The organism is Paenibacillus sp. GCM10023250 (assembly GCF_042653205.1).
Taxonomy (GTDB): Bacteria; Bacillota; Bacilli; order Paenibacillales; family Paenibacillaceae; genus Paenibacillus_Z.
In genome coordinates this window covers 1-19,840 of record NZ_JBHSHY010000058.1, presented here as the reverse complement: position 1 = coordinate 19,840, position 19,840 = coordinate 1, and the positions used below count along the sequence as shown (strand labels likewise).

Sequence of the window (19,840 nt, the reverse complement as noted above, 5' to 3'; positions counted from 1 at the left end):
ACGGTCGGTAAGAATATCCGCGCGAGCGCGGAACTGCTTTAACGGTTGTCCACTTTCTCCGGATACAGGTCATGGTTCATCAGGCGGTAGTTCGCCATTTCCTCGTATTTCGTGCCCGGCCGGCCCCAGTTCGTATACGGGTCGATCGAGATGCCGCCGCGCGGGGTGAATTTGCCCCATACTTCGATGTAGCGCGGGTTCATCAGCGCGATGAGGTCGTTCATGATGATGTTCATGCAATCCTCGTGGAAATCGCCGTGGTTGCGGAAGCTGAACAGGTACAGCTTGAGCGATTTGCTCTCCACCATCTTCACGTCGGGGATGTACGAGATGTAGAGCGACGCGAAGTCCGGCTGGCCGGTGATGGGGCAGAGGCTCGTGAATTCAGGCGTATTGAACTTGACGAAGTAGTCCCGCCCGACATGCTTGTTGTCGAACGTCTCCAGCACCTCCGGGCTGTAGGTGAACAGGTATTGCGTGCCTTGATTGCCCAGATGGGAAATGCCGCTTAATTCTTCTTTCGATCTTCCTGCCATTTTTGAAAACACTCCTTGTTTTTGCTAGGTTCGGGGGTTACGCTTGTTCTTGTAGCTTACACCCGATCGCGCCGAACATTCAACCATTGAAGGAGATGACGACATTATGCTTCAACGCCCGGCCGCCGACGAATTCGGCTCCCACTTCGGCACATATATCGGATTGATCGACACGGACGACGTGCTCCCGCTGCTCGAAAACAACCGCAAGCAGGTCGCCGCGCTGTACTCCGCGCTGACGGACGAACAGGCGCTTTACCGCTACGCGCCGGACAAATGGAGCTTGAAGGAGGTGCTCGGCCATATCGCCGACACGGAACGCGTCATGTGCTACCGGATGCTGCGCATCGCGCGCGGCGACCGGACGCCGCTAGCCGGCTTCGATCAGGATGACTACATGGCGAGTTCCGGCTTCGATGCCTTTCCCGTCGCGCAGCTGCTCGCCGATTACGAAGCGGTTCGCGCCGCGACGACCAGCTTGACGCGGATGATCTCTCCGAAAGCCTGGGCGCGCACGGGCACGGCCAGCGGCACAACGATGTCCGCCCGCGCGCTCGCATGCGTCATCGCGGGACACGAGCTCCATCATCTGGCCATTATTCGCTTGCCATTATTTGAATCCTTAATCGAACAGCCGGACAAAAACGATCGAGAGAGGTGCAGCCGCTGCACCTCTCTCGCCATTTGTACGGCTATGGTCTTGCGCTTAGTAGCCTTCGCCCGTGCCGCCGCCGACGATCGCCACGCTGGCGCTCGCGCCGATGCGCGTCGCGCCCGCCGCGATCAAGGCGCGCACCGTCTCTAGGTCGCGCACTCCGCCGGACGCCTTCACGCCCATCTCCGGGCCGACCGCCTCGCGCATGAGCGCGATGTCCTTCACCGTCGCGCCGCCAGGGCCGAAGCCCGTGGACGTCTTGACGTAGTCCGCGCCCGCACGCTTGCAGATCGCGCAGGCCGTGACTTTCTCCTCGTCCGTCAGCAGGCCCACTTCCAGGATGGCCTTCAGTACCGCGCGGCCCTTGCACGCTTCCGCCAAGGCCCGTACGTCCTGCTCCACCGCCGCGAAACGTCCGGATTTCAGCGCGCCGACGTTAAGCACCATATCGATCTCCGTCGCCCCCGAGGCGATCGCATCGCGCGCTTCCGCGACTTTCGCGAACGTCGAGGACGCGCCGAGCGGGAAGCCGATGACCGTCGTCACGCCCACGCCGGTCCCCTTCAGCTGCTCCGACGCTTCCGGCACCCAATACGGGTTAACGCATACGGTCGCGAACCCGTTCTGCTTCGCCTCCGCGCACAGCTTCACGATACCCGAGAACGTCGCTTCCGGCTTCAGGAGGGTGTGGTCAAAGTAGGCGGCGAGCGCCGCTCCTGCCAATTCGTTACTCATGATGATCCGTTCCTTCTTTCTTGTAGGTTTATGCCCGCTCCATCAAATATTTGGCGGTGAATTGGTCGGTAATGAGCACGTTCACGTATCTGCCGCGCAGCGCCCCGTAGATGCCGTCGACTTTCCGGATGCCGCCTGCCACCAGAATGGACTGCTCCTTCTTCTTCAGGTCGTTCAAATCGATGCCGATCGTGCGCTGATCGAGCTCCTGCGAGCAGATCGCGCCGTTGATGTTGATGTAGCGGGAGCAGATGTCCCCCGCGCCCGTTTCCATGATCAGTCTCAGTTCCGGCTCGCTGAAGTAGTTCGCTTTGATCAGCACCGAGTCCTCCGTCGGAGCGCCGACCGTCACCATCGCAATATTCGCTTTTTTGCCAAGCTCCAAAATATTCCGAATATGCCGGTCGGTCTCGATCGTCTTTTTGACGATCGGATGGTCGACGATGGCCGGGAGAGGGATGAAGTATGGGATGGTATGGAACGCCTTGCCGAACAGGCTGATGATCTCGTTCGCGTACGTGCTCGTCTCGGAATGGCTGACGCCTCCGTTCAGCTGCACGACCTTGACGTCCTTCACGTGCTTATCCTGCAGGTTCAGCGCGACCTCGTACAGCGTCGTTCCCCACGTCGCCGCTACGATGTCCCCGTCCTTGATGACAGTGTCCAGATACTTCGCGCCCGTCGTGCCGAGATATTTCTTGACGACTTCGTCCGTATAATTCGGGACGTTGACGATCACGACTTTCTTGAGCCCGAATTTGCGTTCGATCTTGCCGGCGAGCACGTCGTTGTTCTCGAACGGGTCGACGATGTTGATAACCACGTAGCCTTCTTCCTTGGCCTGTTGGATGAACCGGCTGACCGTCGGTCTGGACACGCCGAGCTGTTTGGCGATTTCCTGCTGACTATAGTCCAACTGGTAATACATCCGAACGGCGTCAAGCATTTTACTTCGTTTATCCTCTGCGCGTTCGTCGTACATCGGTTCTCCACTCCCCTGTCCATCGCTTGCGTTCGTTTAACGTTTGCCGGAATCGAAAACCTCCCCTGCTGCTTTCGGCGCCTGCGAGCTCTTAGAGAAAATGACGAGCGCGATCAACGTCACGACGTACGGGAATAGCTGCAAGATGACCGGCGGAATATGCTGCAGCGCCGGGATGACCTGCGAGACGTTCGCGAACGTGCTCGCGAAGCCGAAGAACAGCGTCGCCGCCAGGATGCCGAGCGGCCGCCATTGGCCGAAGATCAGCGCCGCCAAGGACAAGAATCCGAGGCCCGCGACCGAGCCCGTGAACTCGCCGGCGATCGTCACCAAGAGAATCGCGCCGCCGAGGGAGGCGAACGCGCCGGAGATCATGACCCCGATATACCGCATCCGATAGACGTTGACGCCGGCCGCTTCCGCCGCCTGCGGGTATTCGCCGCACGCGCGCAGGCGCAGGCCGAACGGCGTTTTCTTCAGCACGAACGCGCTCAACAGCACGACGAGCAGAATGACCCAGGTCGTCCAATACGTCTTGGAGAAGATCAGCGGCCCGAGGATCGGAATATGCGACAGCCCCGGCACGTCGAACGGCTGGAAGCCGCTCGTCAGCCGAATGTTGCCGCTGCCCGTGATGTTCCGGGACAGGAACACCGTGATCGCTCCCGCAATCATGTTGATCGCCGTACCGCTGATGACTTGGTTGGCGCTCAGGTGTACGCTCGCGAACGCGTGCAGCAGCGAGAACAGCACGCCGGCCGCGAGCGCCAGCAGCAGGCCGACCCAGATCGCGGCGACCGTATGGTTCGGCCAGGCCGCCTGAAGCTTGCTGATCGACAGCGCGCCGATGAAGGAGCCGATGACCATGAGCCCTTCAAGCCCGATATTGACGACGCCGCTCCGTTCGCTGAACAGGCCGCCGAGCGCGGTGATGAGCAGCGGGATGGTGAACATGATCGCATACGGGAAAATTTGTTCGATTGTCGTCCACATGGGCTATGCGTTCTCCTTTCCGCTGACCGGACCGCCCTTGGCGGCCGCCGTCCGCCGGCGGTTGATCAGCCACGTGATGAGCCGGTTCATCAGGACGCTGGTCGCGGCGAAGTAAATGATGATCGCGATGATGGAATCCGCGATTTCCGGCGGAATTTCCGTCATGGCGTTCATGAAGCCGCGGCCGGAATACAGCAGGCCGAAGAACAGCGCGGAGATCAGGACGCCGAGCGGCGAATTCGCGCCCAGCAGCGAGACGGCGATGCCGTCGTAGCCTTGGCTCGGCAGCACGCCGATCTGGATGTTCGTGCCGTTGCCCGCGTACTGCGCCAGGCCGCCGAGACCGGCGAGCGCGCCGGAGATGAGCATCGACGTGATGATGCTGCGGTTGACCGGGATGCCCGCATATTCCGCGGAATGGCGGTTATAGCCGACCGCCTTAAGCTCGTAGCCGAGCGTCGTTTTGTTGATGATGAACGCGATGAGGAGGACCGCGATCACCGCGATGAACAAGCCGAGATTAATGTACGAGCCGCCGAACATGTCGGATAGGAACGCCGATTTGAGCGTCGCCTTGTCCGGCAGCAGGCGGGATTCCGTCTCGACGGATTCCGCCTTCAGGTACGCCGGCACCGCGTAATAGATCGTCCAGTACGCGATCCAGTTCATCATGATCGTGGAGACGACCTCATGCACATTGAAGCGCGCCTTCAGCAGGCCCGGGATGAACGCCCACACCGCGCCGCCGAGAATCGCGGCCAGGATCATCATCGCGAGCAGCAGCGGCCGCGCCGTATCGACGTTCAGGCCGATGACCGTTGCGCAGAAGCCGCCGAACAGCATTTGGCCCGCGGCCCCGATGTTGAACAGGCCGGTCCGGAACGCGAACGCGACCGACAGCCCCGTGAAGATCAGCGGCGTTCCCGTCGCGAGCGTATCGCCGAAGCGCTCCGGATTTTTCAGGCCGCCCTGGAACAGGTATTTATAGCCTTGAATCGGATCATGCCCCGTCGCCGCCATCAGGATGGCGCCGCCGATCAGGCCGAACAGCACGGCGCACAGGGATATGATGACGTTTCTCATTGTGCTCCCCCTTTGCCGACGCCGGCCATCATGAGGCCGATTTCTTGTTCGTTCGTCTCCGCCGCGTTCACGACGCCGATCAGCTCCCCGTTATTCACGACGGCGATCCGGTCGGAGACATTCAGCACCTCGTCGAGCTCGAGCGAGATGAGCAGCACGGCTTTGCCTTTGTCGCGGTGCTCGATCAGCCGCTTATGGATGTACTCGATGGAGCCGACGTCCAGGCCGCGCGTCGGCTGCACGGCGATGAGCAGCGACGGGTTCAGCTCGATCTCGCGCCCGATGATCGCCTTCTGCTGGTTGCCGCCGGACAGCGAACGGGAGACGGACAGCGGCCCGCGGCCGGAGCGCACGTCAAAGCTGCTCAGAATGTCGCTCGCGTACTTGCGGATGGCCGAACGCTTCAGGATGCCGCCTTTCGAGAACGGCTCCTTGTTGTACACTTCGAGAATCATGTTGTCCTCCAAGGTATAGTCCAGCACGAGCCCGCGCTTCTGGCGGTCTTCCGGGATATGGGCGATGCCCTTGTCGATCCGTTCGCGGGTGGTGTCGCGGACGATGTCCTTGCCTTCCAGCACGATCGCCCCGCTTTCCGCCTTGCGCAGTCCCGTGATCGCTTCGACGAGCTCGGTCTGCCCGTTGCCCTCGACGCCCGCGATGCCGACGATTTCCCCGGCGCGCACGTCGAGCGAGAAGTCCTTGAGGCCCGCGACGTTCTTGTTGTTCTTGACGGTGAGGCGGTCCAGCTTCAGGATGACGTCGCCCGGCTTCGCGGCCGTCTTCTCGACCTTGAACGACACGCCGCGCCCGACCATCATTTCGGCCATTTGCGCTTCGCTCGTCGTCTTCACGTCCACCGTGCCGATCGTCTTGCCTCGCCGGATGACGGTGCAGCGGTCCGCGGCCGCCTTGATTTCCTTCAGCTTATGGGTAATAACGATGATCGATTTGCCCTCTTTGACCAAATTAAGCATGATCTTGATGAGTTCTTCGATCTCCTTCGGCGTCAGCACCGCGGACGGTTCGTCCAATATCAGCACTTCCGCGTTGCGGTACAGCATCTTCAGGATTTCGACGCGCTGCTGCATGCCGACGGAGATGTCTTCGATCTTCGCGTGCGGATCCACGTTCAGCCCGTAATGCTTGGACAGCTCTTCGATCTTGCGCGCGGCGGCTTGGATGTTGAGGGTGCCCATGCGCGTAAGCTCGTTGCCGAGAATGATGTTTTCGGTGACGGTAAAGTTGCTCACCAGCTTGAAATGCTGATGGACCATGCCGATGCCGAAATTGTTCGCTACGTTGGGATTGGCGATTTTCACGGGCTCGCCGTTGATCTTGATCGCCCCCTTGTCCGGCTGGTACATGCCGAACAAAATGCTCATCAGCGTCGACTTGCCGGCACCGTTCTCGCCGAGGAGCGCGTGAATCTCCCCTCTGCGGAGCTGCAGCGTGATGTCGTCGTTGGCGACGACGCCGGGGAATTCTTTGCGTATATGGAGCATTTCCACTACAAAATCCATTGTTCGCTCACCTTTTTCGCATAAAGATCGTAACAAGCAACCAAAAAGAGACGGATGAACCCGTCTCTTCATGGATATGGCCTGCGTATGGCATAGCTTACTTGATCAGGCTGCCTTGCTCGGCCGCGACTTTGATCTCGCCGCTCTTCAGCTTCGTGATCACGCCGTTCACCTTCGTTACCGTCTCGTCGGAGAGGTTCGGGTTCTTCTCCGGAATGCCCACGCCGTCGTTCTTGATGTCGAGGGTCAGCGTTTGGCCGCCAGGGAACGAGCCTTCTTGGTTCGCCTTGACCATGTCGAAGGATGCTTCGGATACTTTTTTCATCGCGGACGTCAGGATGACGGATTTGTCGCCTTCGTACACGCCTTCTTGGTATTGGTCGCCGTCGACGCCGATGATCCAAGCCGTTTTGCCGGCTTTCACGCGCGTCTTCGCTTCGTTGATCGCGCCTACGCCTACGCCGCCCGCCGCCGTGAAGATGACGTTGACGCCGCGGTCGTACATTTGAGCCGCCAGCTGGCCGCCTGCCGCCGAGTTGTCGAAGCTGCCTTGGTACACGACGTTTTCTTTCTTGATGTTAAGCTTCGTGCCGAGATTGTCGTTTGCGTATTTCACGCCTTGCTGGAAGCCCCAGTTGTACTTCTGAACCGGCGGGATTTCCATGCCGCCGATGAAGCCGGCTTCGCCTTCTTTCAGTTGCAGCGCGGCCGCCACGCCGGCGATAAAGCCGGATTCGTGCTCCGCGAAGAAGATCGATACCGTGTTCTCGCCGACGACGGGCTGAGCATTCGGTTCCGAGGAATGCGGCGTGCCGTCGATCAGCACGAATTTCGCGTCCTTGTACTTGTCTTGCGCGGCGAAGATCGCCGTTTCGAATTTATAGCCCGGGACGACGATCATTTTGAAGCCCGCGTCGTACAGGTTGCCGATTTCCTTCAGGTAGTCGGCTTCGGTCGTGCCGGCCGGCTTCAGGTATTTGTCTTCGATGCCGAGTTCTTGTTTCGCGCGCTCCAGGCCTTCCCACGTGCCTTGGTTGAAGGACCTGTCGTCGATCGTGCCGGAGTCCGTGACCATGCCGGCCTTGAACGTTGCTTTCGTGCCGCCGTTGTTCGCGCCGCCGTTCGCACCTGCGTTCGAACCCGCATCCGAACCGTTGTTGCCGCCTTTGTTGCCGCATGCCGCCAATGCCAGAACTAACATGCAAAGTACGAGCAAGCTTACTGTTTTCTTCATGTCTGTACCGCCCCATTCCTTAAATAATAAAAGTGTTGACGCCCCTGCTTTGAACATTTGTAAAAAACGACTTTTAGCATTTGTTTGCGTATGTATCAAATATAATGTGAAATTGTGCGTTTGTAAACTAGTTTTCTTCAAAAGAATGCCTTCTTCTGCCTCTTTGCGTTAGTTATATTGACACAATGTTCACATATATTCGTCCACGCCGTTAGTATTCCCGAAATGCTGGAATTCTTCCAATATGCTCCCGCTATTTTTGCACGAATTCGAGCGGCAGCCCGTCCGGGTCCGCGATGAACGTGAACGGCTTGCCGGTCAGCGGATCGATGCGGATCGGCTCGACCGCGATCCCCTTCGCCTCCAGCTCCTCGGCGACCGCCTGAATGTCGTCCACCTCGAACGCCAGATGGCGGAGTCCGCGGGCTTCCGGCCGGTCGACCCGCTCCGGCGGGTTCGGGAACGAGAACAGCTCGATCTGGTACTCGCCGCCGACCGCCAGGTCGAGCTTGTACGAATCTCGCTCCGCCCGGTACGTCTCGGCCACGACGCCCATGCCGAGCACCTCCGTGTAAAACCGCTTCGACCGTTCATAATTCGAGCAAATGATAGCGACATGATGGATGTTGTTCAATTTCATTCCAGTCCACTCCTATTCGCGGTAGTCTCTCCTGACGGGCGCGCCTTTATGTCCGGCGGGCTCGTCCCGATTCAGTATACCGCATGAACCGCGCAGCAAAAAGAGAGGCCGGCCGGGCCTCTCTTGCGTTTATTCCAGCGATCCGGCGATCAGTTTCGCGAAAAATTCCCCGCCGCTTCGTTTCAGGTGAACGCCGTCCTTGCCGAACAACTCCTCGTGATTCTTGCTGGCCGCGTACCAGTCGATCAGCTTCGCATTCGGCGTCCCGGCCACCGTATCGGCGAGCATGCCGTTGACGGCGTCCTGCCAGCTGCGGGGCACGCGCGTGTTGACGAAATAGATCGTATGGCCGTCGCCGATCGCGTCCATGAGGGCGTTCAGCTGCTTTTGCGTGAAAGAGCCGTTCGTGCCCAGCTCGATGACGACCGTCTTGCCGAGCCGCTTCCGCTGCTTGAGGTCCGCCACGACGTCGTCCGCCTGCGACAGCTGGCGCCCGACCTTGCCCTCGACGACGATACCCGGGACGAGCTCCTCGAGGAACGGCTGGGCGTCCAAAATCACGGAGTCGCCGATGACCGTAACGCCGTCCCTGGCGATCGGAGGGGCCGGCGGCTGGGACGTTTCTCCGCCGCCGCTGCCGTCCGTGCCGGCGGGCGGCTTCGTGCCGCCGTGCGCCGCCGCGTCGGCCGGCTGGCCGGCGGCACCGCCGCCTGCGGCCGGGCTGCCGGAGCCGCCTCCGGCAGCGTGGCCGGCCGAGCCGCCGGCACCTTGGCCCGTGCCGGCGGATCCGGCATCGCCGCCGGCAGTTGCGCCGCCGATACCCGCGCCGCTCGACGCGCTGCCGGACGAACCGCCGCCGCTGTCGGCGCCCCCGCCGGTGCCCGGCTGAACGGCCGGCGCCCCCGCCTCGTGGCCGTCGGCATCATGGCTGCCGGCCGGAACGACGCCGGCATTGCCGCCATGCGCGCCGGCATCAGCCGTTTCGCCTGTCTGGGCGGGCGGCTTGCCGTTGTCGCCTTGGACATGATTCCCCTGGCTGGAGCAGGAGGCGCTGGCGACGACCAAGGCGCAGATGCACGTCAGCATCAAGCCCCGGCGACGCCCGGCCAGCTGCTGGCGGCCGCCTGCCGGCAGCCCTTCGAACAGCCGGCCGATTGCCCCGCGGCGGATCGGTTCTTCCACCCAGCGCCACGACAGCTCGGCGAGCGCGACGGACGCGAGCACCTGCAGCGCCGCCCGGAGCGGATGGAACTCCTCGACCTGGGCCGCCGGCGTGCTCAGCGCGATGACGGGATAATGATACAGATAAATACCGTACGACCGGGCGCCGAGCCACAGCAGCGCCTTGTTTCCGACGGCGCGGGCGAGTCCGCTGGCCGGATGCGCCATCGCGGCCACGACCGCCGCCGATGCGAGCGAGAACACGACCATGCCGCCTTGGTACAGGAACGCGTCGTATTCGCCGACCGTCGCGATCATCAGCGCCACGGCGGCGAGCCCCGCGGCACCGAGCGCGTCAACCGCCAGCTTGCGGCGAAGCGAGATCGATTCGCGCAGCTTCCAGCTCGGCCAGACGACCGCAAGCGCCGCGCCGATCAGGAGGCCGAACGCCCGCGTGTCCGTGCCATAATAGACGCGGCTCGGATCGAGGCCCGGGACGTAGAGCAGCGCCATCAGTCCCGCGGACGCCGCCGCGCCGGCGAGAATCGCCAGCAGCAGCCGGCCCCGCGTCTTCAGGGCGCCGACCAGGAAGACGAGCGCCAGCGGCCAGACGAGGTAAAACTGTTCTTCCACCGCGAGCGACCAGAGATGGCCGAGCGGCGACGGCGGGCCGAAGCTTTCGAAATACGAGACGTCGTGAAAGATCAGCCGCCAATTGCTATAGTAGAGCAGCGCCGACGCGACCTCGCCCTTCATGGCGGCAAGCCGTGCGGGATCCGCGATCAGCAGCCAGCCCGAGACGAGCGCGAGCATGATCAGCATCGCCGGCAGCAGCCGCCGCGCGCGGCGAAGCCAGAAATCGCGCAGATCGAGCCGCCCCGCCTTCGCGTGCTGCTTCAGCAGGATGTCCGTAATGAGGTAGCCGGATAGGACGAAGAATATGCCGACGCCGAGCAGACCACCCGGCACCCGCGGGAGGTTAAGATGATACGCGATGACCGCGATAACCGCGATCGCCCGCAGCCCGTCGAGCCCCGGCATGTACCGGCTGCTTCCGAATGGTTTTGGCATGAAAAATATTCTCCTTCCGGCAGGGGAAATGTTGCTGGCTGAATGACCGTTGCCGCTCTATTCGGCTACGCTATATTCGGCTACACGGACGATTATATGACGCCCCGGAAGGCATGTCGTTACAGAAGAGTTACAACTCGGCGCCAGCTTGGAAACAAGGCCGGCGGCACAGTTGTAACCGGTTCGCGCCGACAGCGCAAAGAGGCCTTCAGCATCATGCTGAAGGCCTCCCCGGCTTCCGGCGGGCAGCGCGCGCGGCATCGCCGTTCGCGGTTCCGCCGCCGGTCTTAATTGAAATAATCCGCCACGCCCCGGGCGATGGCCGCCGCGGCGTTCCGCTGGTACGAAGCGCCGCGGACGATCGACTCGTCCTTCCGGTTCGAGAGGAAGCCGAGCTCCACAAGCGCCGCTACGGTATCGTTCTCCCGCAGCACGTACAGGTCGCCGAACGACAGCCCGTTGCTGCGCAGGCCGATGCCGGAGCGGTCCAGCCGCGACTCGATCGCCGCCGCGAACGGACGGTCCTTCTTATCGGAATAGAAGAACGTCAGCGTGCCGCTCGTCTGCTTCACGGACGAATTGTAGTGAATGCTGACGAACGCGTCCGCGCGGTTGGACTCGCTCACCTGCACGCGTTCCGACAGCTCCGGCTTCACGTCCGTCGTGCGTGTCATGATCACTTTCGCCCCGAGACGCTGCAGCTCCTGCCGCAGATACTCCGCTGTGCTCAGCGTCAGCGTTTTCTCCTTCGTCTCGTACGTCGTGCCGATCATGCCGGGATCGCTGCCGCCATGCCCCGCGTCCACGACGATCAGCTTGCCCCGGATGCCCGTGCCGGACGAGGCATGCTGGGTCTGAACCTTTCCGTTATCGACATAATCCTTCGCGACCCAGCCGTTCACTTGGCCGGGCGTGCGGATTTTCAGCCAATCGCTCTGGCTGCCCGTGACGGTCACCTGATCGCCCTGCTTGAGCGAGCCGATCGTCTTGTAGCTGGTCCCCGGGCCGGACCGGATGCGCAGCGAGTCCGCCGTGACGACCGCTACGGACCCCGGGCTCGTGCCGACCTTGCCGCCGGTCGGGGACGCGTTCGCCGCCTGGCCGCCGGACGTCTTGTTTAACAAATAGCCGGCCGCGTAGCCGCTCAGCTTGTTCCGCTTGACCTGCACCCAGCCGTCGTCGTCCTCTTCCGTGACCGTGACGACGTCGCCGGACCTCAGCTGCCCCACGACCGAAGCCTGCAGGGAGGGCTCGCTTCGAATATTCAGCACGGCGGTGCCCACTTTCGCTTGATAGGGAAACTTGTTGGTCGCCGCGACATCGACGGCGCGCCAGCTGAACCCGCCCACGAGTACCGCTACGATGAGTGCCAGACCGATGATTTTCGTTCGCATAGGTTCTCCTTCCGGTGATAGAAAAGGTAGATTACCATTATAGCAGGCGCTGGAAAATTCAACATCCTAAAATGTTCCCGATTTTCGCGGCGGGTGAAATTCACGACCATCCGCCTACGGGAGGCGCCCGCAATACGCCGGCTATCCGGCGGGTTATCCGTGTATGGTATATCGGCCGGAAGGCGGAAAAGTTTAACGCGCGGGTCCACGGCCCTTGAGTTCGCGCTTACTCGCCGCTCGCGGCGTGCGCTTCGAGCTCGTCCAGCGATTTGAGCATATGCTCGATCAGGCCGGGCAGGTCCTCCATCTGCTCCTCGTTGATTTTCCGGTTAAAATGCACCTCGACCTCGTTCTGGTACCCGGGATCGGCTTCGCCGTACAAGTAGCTGATCGTCTGCGTCGGCGGCATGTCCGGCTGCCAGATGTCCGTCAGCCGCTCTTCTACGTAAGCGCAGGTGCGGGCGACGTCTTCGACGGGCATGAAGAACCGCAGCCGGAGCGCGCAGCCCGGCACGGCTCCCTGCTGGTCGAGAATTTCGGCGGCCAGCTCCTTCAGCGACGCCTCCAGCCGGATTTCGGCGGTGATGCCGCTGCCCTGCGCGAGCGTGAACTGCAGCGCGAACACGCGGGCCATGACGGCCATTTCCAGCCGGTCCACGCGATGGGTGATGACGACGCGGCCGTCCAGATTATCCAGATCGTACACATAATTTTCGATGGCGACCTTCAAGTTATCGAATACGGTGGGATCGAACATGCGCGGGTCAGCTCCTTTTCCGTTAAGCGCGAGTAAGCGCGAGATCTGTCCTTGTTCTTTTACGCCATGAACGGCGAAAAACCCTTCCACGGATGTAGAAGGGCATGCGGTGAAATCGGTCAAGGGATGAATTGCTGCACGATCTTGACGACCTTGCCGCGCTTCATCGTCAAATGATACGGGTAGTCGCTCACGTCGAGCACCCCGTTGTTGCGGTAGATGGCGTTGAACTTGGCCAGCGGGATCGACTGGTTCCATTCGGTCGTTGCGTCTACCAAACTGCCGGTGCGGTCGTAAATTTGCATGAGCACGGTCGCCTGCGGGTCCACCTCGACCGTCTCAAGCGTCTCGTCCTCGTTCACGATGTAGTAGCCGTCCGGTGCGCCGTCCAAGCCGGAATCCGGTTCTGCCTTCAGGAACTGTTCGTCCGCGGCCTTCCCTTCGTACCATTGGATCGGATCGACCTGCAGCGTCTCTTTGCCGTCCTTGACGTCGATGCCGCGGATAAAGACCGCGATCGTGTCCTGCGTCTGCTTGACGGGCGCGTATTCGTTATCCACCGCCGATACCGTCGACATGCAAGCCAGCAGCCCGAGCGCGGCCAGCGCGCTCCCCATGACGTGCCTTTTCATCGAACCCCAACTCCTCGCGGGCGGACGCGGCTTTCCCGGCGCTTCCGCTCTTGTCTTCTCCCTCTACTATACCCCATTTCCGATAGTTTGATAGCCGGCCCGAGTCGGGTTTTAGCTAAAGTTTACCTAAACTTAGGGCGGGGGCGAAACGGGTGCGTCGGCGTCCCCGTCACGCCGGGCCGGAACGTGAAAATACCGCCGGCGTGCGGCTGCTCCGCGAGCTGTTCCGGCGGCAGGCCGATGCGCGCCGTCGTGATGTACAGGACGTCCAGCGCGTCGCCGCCGAAGATGCACGACGACGCCTTCGCCGCCGGCACGTAGACGGCGTCCAGCTTCTCGCCCGTCCGCGGGTTCCACCGGGACACCTGCCAGCCGCCCCAATGAGCGATCCAGAGCATGCCCTCGGCGTCGATGGTCATGCCGTCCGGCGCGCCTTCCTCCGTCGCGAAATCGATGATGATCCTCGCATTCGCGATGGTGCCGGCAGCCGCGTCGTAATCGAACGCCGTGACGGTGCCCTTCATGGAATCGATGTAATACATCTCCGTCTCGTCCGCGTTCCAGGCGATGCCGTTCGATACGCCGACATCGCCGTGCGCCTTGCGGCAGGCGAGATCGTTGTCCAGCACGTACAGCGACCCGGCGACGTTCACCTCGGCGTCTTCCATAGAGCCGGCCCAGAAGCGGCCGGCGGCATCGCATTTGCCGTCGTTGAACCGGTTTGCCGGCCGGTCGGCTTCCGGATCGGCGACGGGCGTCAGCTCGCCCGTCCGGCAGTCGTAGCGCTCGAAGCCGTCACGGGTGGTCAGGTATACGACCTCGCCGTCAGTCGCGTCGCAGACGACGGCACCGACGGACTTCCCGATCGCGAACCATTCGTCCGCGCCGGACCGGATATCCAATCTGTGGAAGGCGAAGCCTTGAATATCCACCCAGTACAGCTTGCCTTGCTCCGCGTTCCAGTGCGGCCCTTCCGCCAGCACCGCTTTCGCGTCCAGCAGCAGCTCCGCAGCCGCCGCGAATTGATCCGCCTTCCCCTTCGTCATCGTTCGTCGCTCCTCTCGCCTTGGACGGTCTCCCGCTTCTCCCAGCCTTGCTTGAACAGCGGCAGCCAGTTGCCCGCTTGGTACGGATGCTTGTCGATCTCCGCAAGATTCAGCTCGACGCCGAGGCCCGGCCCTTCCGGCGGGGTCAGGTAGCCGTTCCGCACCTTGAGCGGCGGCATCAGCACCTGCTCCTCCCACGGCTCGTTGAACTCGTCGAAAATTTCGTGCAGGTAGAAATTCGGCGTCGCCATGTTCAGATGGCTGCACACGACGGAGCAGACCGGGCCCTGCGCGCTGTGCGGCGCCGTGACGCCGTTGTGCGCGTGCACCATGCCGCACACCTGCTTGGACGCGGCGATGCCGAGAAACTGCGGCTCGAGCTGGATGATATGGACCGCGTCGTGCTTCAGCAGCTCCGCGAACTGCTCGCGGGAATAATAATCCTCGCCGCAGGCGACGGGAACGGGGCTGCGCCGCGCCACCTCCACCATGGAGGAGATGAGGTGCGGCGGCACCGGCGCCTCGAACCAGGTCGGCTCGTACTTCAGCATCGCGTCCGCGAACTGCAGCGCCGTGCTCACGCTGAAACGGTTATGGCCCTCGATGAGAATGTCCACATCGGGACCGACCGCCTCCCGCACCGCGGCGATGTTCTCGAGCGCCGCGGCGAAATCCTGCCGCGTCACCGTGCGCCACGCCGCGCCGAACGGATCGAACTTGAGCGCGGTATACCCTTTGGCCGCGGCAAGCTTGGCCTTCTCGTGGAAATTCTCCGGCGTGTTCGGCCCGCGGTACCAGCCGTTGGCATACGCGCGCAGCTTGTCGTGGCATTGGCCGCCGAGAAGTTTGTACAGCGGCTGATTGGTCGCCTTGCCCATAATGTCCCAGCAAGCGGTTTCAATCGCGGCCAGCGCGGAGCCTTGAATTTGCCCGCCGTCCGAGTAGACGTCGCGGAACAGCCTTAGGCTGATCGTCTCGACGTCGAACGGATCGCGCCCGATCACGAGATGCTTCAGCTCATGAATGGCGGCTTCCACCGTCTTGGTGAAGCCGTTCAGCGTCCCCTCGCCGAGCCCGGTCAAGCCCTCGTCGGTGTCTACGAGCACGAACAGCCAATTCTTCCACGGATTGCCCAAAATAAACGTACGAATGCCGGTGATCTTCATGCGTAGCGTCTCTCCCCTTGCGCGTAGTGTACCTGCCAGCTTCAACGTAGCACGCGGCACCGGAACGCACAAGATGTATGACTTGTATACATGAGGCGATTGGTTTGCGTAAGGCGATTGGTTTGCGTTCACTGTCGCAAGACAGGGAATGCAGCATTCGCCTGCTTCTTCGAATCGGGACATGCAGCATTCGCCTGCTTCCTCGAATCGGGACATGCAGCATTCGCCTACTTCTTCGAATCGGGACATGCAGCATTCGCCGGCTTCGGCCCCCTCCGACGCTCACCCTTTCCCCCGTTCCCCGCTCAAAACATAATCTTCTTCACATACTCAATATGCGCCTCGATCAGCCGCTCCGCAAGCGCCGCGTCCCGCCCGGCGAGCGCCTGCCGGATTTGCCGGTGCTCGTCGATGCTGCCGAGCAGCCGGCGTTTGTTCCGCGTGAACGTCATCCGAACGGCAAGCAGGAACTTGTCCTGGATCCGCGACATCACTTCCATGTACTCTTCGTTGTCGAGCCCGGCAACGATCATTGCGTGGAATTCGCGGTCCAGCTCCACGTAGCGGGACACGTCGTCCAGCCGGATCGCCTCGTCCTGCAGCGAGATATTGTCATCCAGCCGGCGAAAGAACGCCGCGTCCAGCCGGCCCGTCAGCTTCCGGGCGGCATATGTCTCGAGCGACAGCCGCAGCTCGTAGAACTCCAGAATCTTTTTCAGCGACAGCTCCTGCACGAAGGCCCCTTGCTTCGGAGCCAGCTTCACGAGCCCCATCATGTCCAGCCGATCGAGCGCGGAACGGATCGGCGTCTTGCTCATGCCGAGCAGCCCGCTCAGATACGTCTCCGACAAAAACGTGCCGCCCGGCCACTCGCCGTTCACGATCTGCCGCTTCATCGTTTGAAACGCTTGTTCCCGCAGCGTGACGACGCCTTGCTTCTCCATGCGCATCCCCCTCGCACGCCGGCCGGAATCACCGCCGGTCTGCCGTTATCCGGCCTCTTGGCCGGGCCTGACTATGCTATACTTCATAGCAGCATATGTTTCCGAAGGAGGGGCCGCCCATGCGCCCGCGATCGCTTCGAGATCAAGCCTATCATAGCATCTACGAGCGTATTGCGTCAGGCACGCTGCCGAACGGCGAGATCACGTCCGAGGTCAAGCTGAGCGGCGAGCTGGACATGAGCCGGACGCCCGTCCGCGCCGCGCTGCAGCAATTGGAAATGGAAGGCTTCGTGCGCATCGTCCCGAAGCATGGCGTGCTGGTGTTGGGCGCGTCGGCCCGGCGGACCGGCGATCTGCTCGAGATGATGGCCGCGGCGGTGCTCTTCACCGTTATGCAGGTCCGCAGACTGGATCCGGAGGCACTCGGGGAGGTGGCGGACGAACTAAGCGGACGCTTGCAAGCCGTGCTGGCGGAATTCGATTCGGACATGCGGACCGAAAGCATGTGCGCGTTCGAGCTGTTCGCCCTGCGCCGCATCGTCGCGCTCGGCTTCAATCAGGAGCTGCTCGAGACGCTGGAGCGGAGCGCTTCGCGACTCCTGTGGCATCGCTCCGGCCGGCGCTGGGCGGCGCCGCACCGCGACGAAGCCGAAGCCGCGCTGCGGCAGCTGCTCCGTTGCCTGCCCGCGCCCGCCGAGGCGTTCTCCGACGCGCTGCAGCGCTATGTACGCCAACTGAAGATGACCTGGGCTTAATCTTCTCGAGCATAGCCGCCCCTATTAATGGCCGTCACCTTCGCTCTATCAACATTTCGCCCACGATGACCGCACGAAAAAAGCATCCTCGATTATTCGGGGCCAATCCGGAAACCGTACTTCGGGGCGCCGCCCAAATGCCGGCCGATCTCCTCGTCTTCATGCGAAGCGGCATCGGTGCCGCCATCAGCCACGGCTTTATCTTATCGCTCGTCGTCATGGCGGCCGGTACGCTTGTCGCCCTGACTGTCGGCAGCGCGCGGCCTCAGAAGAAACCCGAAACGAACGACGAGCAACAAGCCGTCTCTCATCCAGCGTAACGTCTGCATATCGCTCTTCAGCAAGCCCTGGTATACGAAAGCAGTCCCTGCCGCCTGGCAGAGACTGCTTTCATGTACGATTTACTTCGACGAGCGCATAGGTTAATTAAACGAACGTTACCTCGCCGCCCTCAAGCGACGCAATACGCGCGAGCGACTCCACGCGGAAGCCCCGCTCGAGCAACTTGCCACGGCCGGGTTGAAACGATTTTTCAATCACGATGCCGATGCCGGCGACTTCGGCACCTGCTTGAAGAACGATGCGGGCCATGCCAAGCGCCGCCTCCCCATTGGCGAGAAAATCGTCGATGATGAGCACGCGGTCCGTCGGGGTTAGAAACTTCCGCGATACCGTCACTTCGCTCTCTTCTTGCTTCGTATACGAATAAATCCGTTCCGTGTACAAGTCCTCCCGCAGCGTCAGCGATTTGCGTTTGCGCGCGAACACCATCGGCACCCGCAGCTGCAGCGACGTCATGACGGCCGGGGCGATACCTGAAGACTCGATCGTCATGATCTTCGTAACGCCGCTCTCCGCAAACAGTTCCCCGAACGTGCGGCCGATGTCGAACATCAGCCCTGCGTCCACCTGATGATTGAGAAACGTATCCACCTTTAACACGCCGCCTTCAAGCACGACACCTTCTTGTTTGATCCTTTGCTGCAGCAGCTCCACGCAAACCCTTCCCTTCGCGAACGTATTCGATTAGGTTTCATTTTCATTTATTTTTCTTCGAAACACAACCTACAATAACTAACATCTCTGCGCCGCCCAACCTGCCACGTATCCCGAATAGTAGCCCTCTCACGCAGCAAGGCATGCACGCACATGCTTCGTCGGGCATTCGTTCATCCAGTTCATACCGAAAACGACAATTAACGAGAAACAACAAAAAGCTCCTTGCGGTATGCAAGGAGTTGATGGATAAGGATGGTCGGGATGACACGATTCGAACATGCGACCCCCTGGTCCCAAACCAGGTGCTCTACCAAGCTGAGCTACATCCCGTTACTTGATGCTGTTTTTTAAATGGCGTGCCCTGAGAGATTCGAACTCCCGACCTTTTGATTCGTAGTCAAATGCTCTATCCAGCTGAGCTAAGGGCACATATGGAGCGGAAGACGGGAATCGAACCCGCGACCCTCGCCTTGGCAAGGCGATGCTCTACCGCTGAGCCACTTCCGCAAAATACGTGTTGCGCTTGAGAAAAGCAATGCGCGTAGAGGGACTTGAACCCCCACGGTCTCCCGCCAGATCCTAAGTCTGGTGCGTCTGCCAATTCCGCCATACGCGCGTGTTCCAATCATTTTCGCGAAGCAAAAATGGTGAGCCATGTAGGACTCGAACCTACGACACCCTGATTAAAAGTCAGGTGCTCTACCAACTGAGCTAATGGCTCGTACTTTACAAGCTTCGTTGCTCTCAGACAGGCGTTCGCTTGCATGAGCTTGTTCAAAAAATGGCGGAGCCGACGGGATTCGAACCCGCGGTCTCCTGCGTGACAGGCAGGCATGTTAGGCCTCTACACCACGGCTCCACACTAAAATAATGGCATCGGCGATTTGCCGATAAAAATTGGTTGCGGGGGCAGGATTTGAACCTGCGGCCTTCGGGTTATGAGCCCGACGAGCTACCGAGCTGCTCCACCCCGCGATAATGTAAAATGTTTCATGGTGGAGGCTGAGGGGATCGAACCCCCGACCCTCTGCTTGTAAGGCAGATGCTCTCCCAGCTGAGCTAAGCCTCCATGAAAGATGGTGACCCGTAGGGGACTCGAACCCCTGTTACCTCCGTGAAAGGGAGGTGTCTTAACCACTTGACCAACGGGCCTAAAGAAACGAACGGAGAAGGAGGGATTCGAACCCTCGCACCACTTACGCAGTCTAACCCCTTAGCAGAGGGTCCCCTTGAGCCACTTGGGTACTTCTCCAGGAGAAATGGCTCCCCGAACAGGACTCGAACCTGTGACAACTCGATTAACAGTCGAGTGCTCTACCAACTGAGCTATCAGGGAATATGTAAAGGTGAGCTTGCCACCCTGAAAACTGGATACGAACCCTTGCGAAGGTCTTGCTTAGCTGATGCGAAGTAGATTGGATAAGCCCTCGACCGATTAGTATTCGTCAGCTCCACGCGTTGCCACGCTTCCACCTCGAACCTATCAACCTCGTCGTCTTCAAGGGGTCTTACTAATTGGGAAATCTCATCTTGAGGG

At 61.1% G+C, this 19,840-nt stretch carries 18 protein-coding genes, 11 tRNA genes, 1 rRNA gene and 1 pseudogene; 3 read left to right on the top strand and 28 right to left on the bottom strand.

Going from position 1 to position 19,840, the window contains the following annotated elements; genetic code table 11:
* Positions 1 to 38: 38 nt before the first annotated feature.
* The gene (gene queF / locus ACFPB1_RS25375; protein WP_379228985.1) at positions 39 to 536 is read right to left on the bottom strand and encodes a preQ(1) synthase; all 498 of its coding nucleotides are present in this window, start codon (positions 534 to 536) and stop codon (positions 39 to 41) included.
* Between the two features lie 106 nt (positions 537 to 642).
* Between queF and ACFPB1_RS25370 the strand changes: the two are divergent.
* Positions 643 to 1,140 (top strand): annotated as a pseudogene (locus ACFPB1_RS25370) (DinB family protein); the annotation flags it as partial.
* 102 nt (positions 1,141 to 1,242) lie between these two features.
* Here ACFPB1_RS25370 and deoC read toward each other — a convergent pair.
* The 14 genes from deoC to ACFPB1_RS25300 form a co-directional block, all read right to left on the bottom strand.
* On the bottom strand, positions 1,243 to 1,926 hold the full coding sequence (gene deoC, locus ACFPB1_RS25365) for a deoxyribose-phosphate aldolase (RefSeq protein ID WP_379228984.1): 684 nt from the start codon (positions 1,924 to 1,926) through the stop codon (positions 1,243 to 1,245).
* Positions 1,927 to 1,954: 28 nt separating this feature from the next.
* Positions 1,955 to 2,908, bottom strand: coding sequence for a sugar-binding transcriptional regulator (locus tag ACFPB1_RS25360; RefSeq protein ID WP_379228983.1), 954 nt, complete (start codon positions 2,906 to 2,908; stop codon positions 1,955 to 1,957).
* 36 nt (positions 2,909 to 2,944) lie between these two features.
* Positions 2,945 to 3,901, bottom strand: a complete 957-nt coding sequence (locus ACFPB1_RS25355) for an ABC transporter permease (RefSeq protein ID WP_379228982.1) — start codon at positions 3,899 to 3,901, stop codon at positions 2,945 to 2,947.
* Between the two features lie 3 nt (positions 3,902 to 3,904).
* On the bottom strand, positions 3,905 to 4,984 hold the full coding sequence (locus ACFPB1_RS25350) for an ABC transporter permease (RefSeq protein ID WP_379228981.1): 1,080 nt from the start codon (positions 4,982 to 4,984) through the stop codon (positions 3,905 to 3,907).
* On the bottom strand, positions 4,981 to 6,504 hold the full coding sequence (locus tag ACFPB1_RS25345) for an ABC transporter ATP-binding protein (RefSeq protein ID WP_379228980.1): 1,524 nt from the start codon (positions 6,502 to 6,504) through the stop codon (positions 4,981 to 4,983). Before ACFPB1_RS25345 ends, ACFPB1_RS25350 begins: the two co-directional genes overlap by 4 nt.
* Before the next feature lie 97 nt (positions 6,505 to 6,601).
* On the bottom strand, positions 6,602 to 7,738 hold the full coding sequence (locus ACFPB1_RS25340; protein ID WP_379228979.1) for a BMP family ABC transporter substrate-binding protein: 1,137 nt from the start codon (positions 7,736 to 7,738) through the stop codon (positions 6,602 to 6,604).
* Between the two features lie 253 nt (positions 7,739 to 7,991).
* On the bottom strand, positions 7,992 to 8,378 hold the full coding sequence (locus ACFPB1_RS25335; RefSeq protein ID WP_379228978.1) for a VOC family protein: 387 nt from the start codon (positions 8,376 to 8,378) through the stop codon (positions 7,992 to 7,994).
* A gap of 129 nt (positions 8,379 to 8,507) precedes the next feature.
* The gene (locus tag ACFPB1_RS25330) at positions 8,508 to 10,610 is read right to left on the bottom strand and encodes an acyltransferase family protein (RefSeq protein WP_379228977.1); all 2,103 of its coding nucleotides are present in this window, start codon (positions 10,608 to 10,610) and stop codon (positions 8,508 to 8,510) included.
* Positions 10,611 to 10,897: 287 nt separating this feature from the next.
* A complete protein-coding gene (locus ACFPB1_RS25325; RefSeq protein WP_379228976.1) occupies positions 10,898 to 12,004 on the bottom strand; it encodes an N-acetylmuramoyl-L-alanine amidase in 1,107 nt (368 codons plus the stop codon).
* A 226-nt stretch (positions 12,005 to 12,230) separates the two neighbouring features.
* Complete coding sequence (locus tag ACFPB1_RS25320; protein WP_379228975.1) at positions 12,231 to 12,761, bottom strand: hypothetical protein; 531 nt, start codon at positions 12,759 to 12,761, stop codon at positions 12,231 to 12,233.
* Between the two features lie 119 nt (positions 12,762 to 12,880).
* The gene (locus ACFPB1_RS25315; RefSeq protein ID WP_379228974.1) at positions 12,881 to 13,393 is read right to left on the bottom strand and encodes a hypothetical protein; all 513 of its coding nucleotides are present in this window, start codon (positions 13,391 to 13,393) and stop codon (positions 12,881 to 12,883) included.
* A gap of 122 nt (positions 13,394 to 13,515) precedes the next feature.
* Positions 13,516 to 14,439 carry an SMP-30/gluconolactonase/LRE family protein gene (locus ACFPB1_RS25310; RefSeq protein ID WP_379228973.1) on the bottom strand — a complete coding sequence of 308 codons (924 nt, stop codon included), beginning with the start codon at positions 14,437 to 14,439 and terminating at the stop codon, positions 13,516 to 13,518.
* Positions 14,436 to 15,605 carry a mandelate racemase/muconate lactonizing enzyme family protein gene (locus ACFPB1_RS25305; RefSeq protein WP_379228972.1) on the bottom strand — a complete coding sequence of 390 codons (1,170 nt, stop codon included), beginning with the start codon at positions 15,603 to 15,605 and terminating at the stop codon, positions 14,436 to 14,438. Before ACFPB1_RS25305 ends, ACFPB1_RS25310 begins: the two co-directional genes overlap by 4 nt.
* A gap of 305 nt (positions 15,606 to 15,910) precedes the next feature.
* Complete coding sequence (locus tag ACFPB1_RS25300; protein WP_379228971.1) at positions 15,911 to 16,549, bottom strand: GntR family transcriptional regulator; 639 nt, start codon at positions 16,547 to 16,549, stop codon at positions 15,911 to 15,913.
* A 119-nt stretch (positions 16,550 to 16,668) separates the two neighbouring features.
* On the opposite strand from ACFPB1_RS25300, the gene ACFPB1_RS25295 reads away from it, so the two are divergent.
* Entirely contained in the window at positions 16,669 to 17,304 is a 636-nt protein-coding gene (locus ACFPB1_RS25295; RefSeq protein WP_379228970.1) for a GntR family transcriptional regulator, read from the top strand.
* 137 nt (positions 17,305 to 17,441) lie between these two features.
* Complete coding sequence (locus ACFPB1_RS25290; RefSeq protein WP_379228969.1) at positions 17,442 to 17,624, top strand: hypothetical protein; 183 nt, start codon at positions 17,442 to 17,444, stop codon at positions 17,622 to 17,624.
* Positions 17,625 to 17,730: 106 nt separating this feature from the next.
* Here the strand turns inward: ACFPB1_RS25290 and ACFPB1_RS25285 are convergent, their stop codons facing one another.
* The 13 genes from ACFPB1_RS25285 to ACFPB1_RS25225 form a co-directional block, all read right to left on the bottom strand.
* Positions 17,731 to 18,300, bottom strand: a complete 570-nt coding sequence (locus ACFPB1_RS25285; protein ID WP_379228968.1) for a xanthine phosphoribosyltransferase — start codon at positions 18,298 to 18,300, stop codon at positions 17,731 to 17,733.
* Positions 18,301 to 18,556: 256 nt separating this feature from the next.
* Positions 18,557 to 18,633, bottom strand: a tRNA-Pro gene (locus ACFPB1_RS25280).
* A gap of 22 nt (positions 18,634 to 18,655) precedes the next feature.
* Positions 18,656 to 18,732, bottom strand: a tRNA-Arg gene (locus ACFPB1_RS25275).
* Between the two features lie 3 nt (positions 18,733 to 18,735).
* Positions 18,736 to 18,810, bottom strand: a tRNA-Gly gene (locus ACFPB1_RS25270).
* A gap of 29 nt (positions 18,811 to 18,839) precedes the next feature.
* Positions 18,840 to 18,919, bottom strand: a tRNA-Leu gene (locus ACFPB1_RS25265).
* Positions 18,920 to 18,948: 29 nt separating this feature from the next.
* Positions 18,949 to 19,024 (bottom strand) — tRNA-Lys (locus tag ACFPB1_RS25260).
* Positions 19,025 to 19,085: 61 nt separating this feature from the next.
* Positions 19,086 to 19,162: transfer RNA gene (locus tag ACFPB1_RS25255), tRNA-Asp, on the bottom strand.
* Between the two features lie 39 nt (positions 19,163 to 19,201).
* Positions 19,202 to 19,278 (bottom strand) — tRNA-Met (locus ACFPB1_RS25250).
* Between the two features lie 18 nt (positions 19,279 to 19,296).
* A tRNA-Val gene (locus ACFPB1_RS25245) sits at positions 19,297 to 19,372 on the bottom strand.
* An 8-nt stretch (positions 19,373 to 19,380) separates the two neighbouring features.
* Positions 19,381 to 19,455 (bottom strand) — tRNA-Glu (locus tag ACFPB1_RS25240).
* Positions 19,456 to 19,467: 12 nt separating this feature from the next.
* Positions 19,468 to 19,555, bottom strand: a tRNA-Ser gene (locus ACFPB1_RS25235).
* Between the two features lie 8 nt (positions 19,556 to 19,563).
* A tRNA-Asn gene (locus ACFPB1_RS25230) sits at positions 19,564 to 19,639 on the bottom strand.
* Positions 19,640 to 19,718: 79 nt separating this feature from the next.
* Positions 19,719 to 19,840, bottom strand: a 23S ribosomal RNA gene (locus ACFPB1_RS25225); the annotation flags it as partial.

Excerpts from the sequence above, each read along its gene's own strand:
- ACFPB1_RS25325 (WP_379228976.1), bottom strand. The coding sequence starts at position 12,004 with ATGCGAACGAAAATCATCGGTCTGGCACTCATCGTAGCGGTACTCGTG.
- ACFPB1_RS25315 (WP_379228974.1), bottom strand. The coding sequence starts at position 13,393 with ATGAAAAGGCACGTCATGGGGAGCGCGCTGGCCGCGCTCGGGCTGCTG.
- ACFPB1_RS25355 (WP_379228982.1), bottom strand. The coding sequence starts at position 3,901 with ATGTGGACGACAATCGAACAAATTTTCCCGTATGCGATCATGTTCACC.
- queF (WP_379228985.1), bottom strand. The coding sequence starts at position 536 with ATGGCAGGAAGATCGAAAGAAGAATTAAGCGGCATTTCCCATCTGGGC.
- ACFPB1_RS25320 (WP_379228975.1), bottom strand. The coding sequence starts at position 12,761 with ATGTTCGATCCCACCGTATTCGATAACTTGAAGGTCGCCATCGAAAAT.
- ACFPB1_RS25335 (WP_379228978.1), bottom strand. The coding sequence starts at position 8,378 with ATGAAATTGAACAACATCCATCATGTCGCTATCATTTGCTCGAATTAT.
- ACFPB1_RS25360 (WP_379228983.1), bottom strand. The coding sequence starts at position 2,908 with ATGTACGACGAACGCGCAGAGGATAAACGAAGTAAAATGCTTGACGCC.
- deoC (WP_379228984.1), bottom strand. The coding sequence starts at position 1,926 with ATGAGTAACGAATTGGCAGGAGCGGCGCTCGCCGCCTACTTTGACCAC.
- ACFPB1_RS25340 (WP_379228979.1), bottom strand. The coding sequence starts at position 7,738 with ATGAAGAAAACAGTAAGCTTGCTCGTACTTTGCATGTTAGTTCTGGCA.
- ACFPB1_RS25290 (WP_379228969.1), top strand. The coding sequence starts at position 17,442 with ATGCCGGCCGATCTCCTCGTCTTCATGCGAAGCGGCATCGGTGCCGCC.
- ACFPB1_RS25345 (WP_379228980.1), bottom strand. The coding sequence starts at position 6,504 with ATGGATTTTGTAGTGGAAATGCTCCATATACGCAAAGAATTCCCCGGC.
- ACFPB1_RS25300 (WP_379228971.1), bottom strand. The coding sequence starts at position 16,549 with ATGGAGAAGCAAGGCGTCGTCACGCTGCGGGAACAAGCGTTTCAAACG.
- ACFPB1_RS25305 (WP_379228972.1), bottom strand. The coding sequence starts at position 15,605 with ATGAAGATCACCGGCATTCGTACGTTTATTTTGGGCAATCCGTGGAAG.
- ACFPB1_RS25295 (WP_379228970.1), top strand. The coding sequence starts at position 16,669 with ATGCGCCCGCGATCGCTTCGAGATCAAGCCTATCATAGCATCTACGAG.
- ACFPB1_RS25350 (WP_379228981.1), bottom strand. The coding sequence starts at position 4,984 with ATGAGAAACGTCATCATATCCCTGTGCGCCGTGCTGTTCGGCCTGATC.
- ACFPB1_RS25330 (WP_379228977.1), bottom strand. The coding sequence starts at position 10,610 with ATGCCAAAACCATTCGGAAGCAGCCGGTACATGCCGGGGCTCGACGGG.
- ACFPB1_RS25310 (WP_379228973.1), bottom strand. The coding sequence starts at position 14,439 with ATGACGAAGGGGAAGGCGGATCAATTCGCGGCGGCTGCGGAGCTGCTG.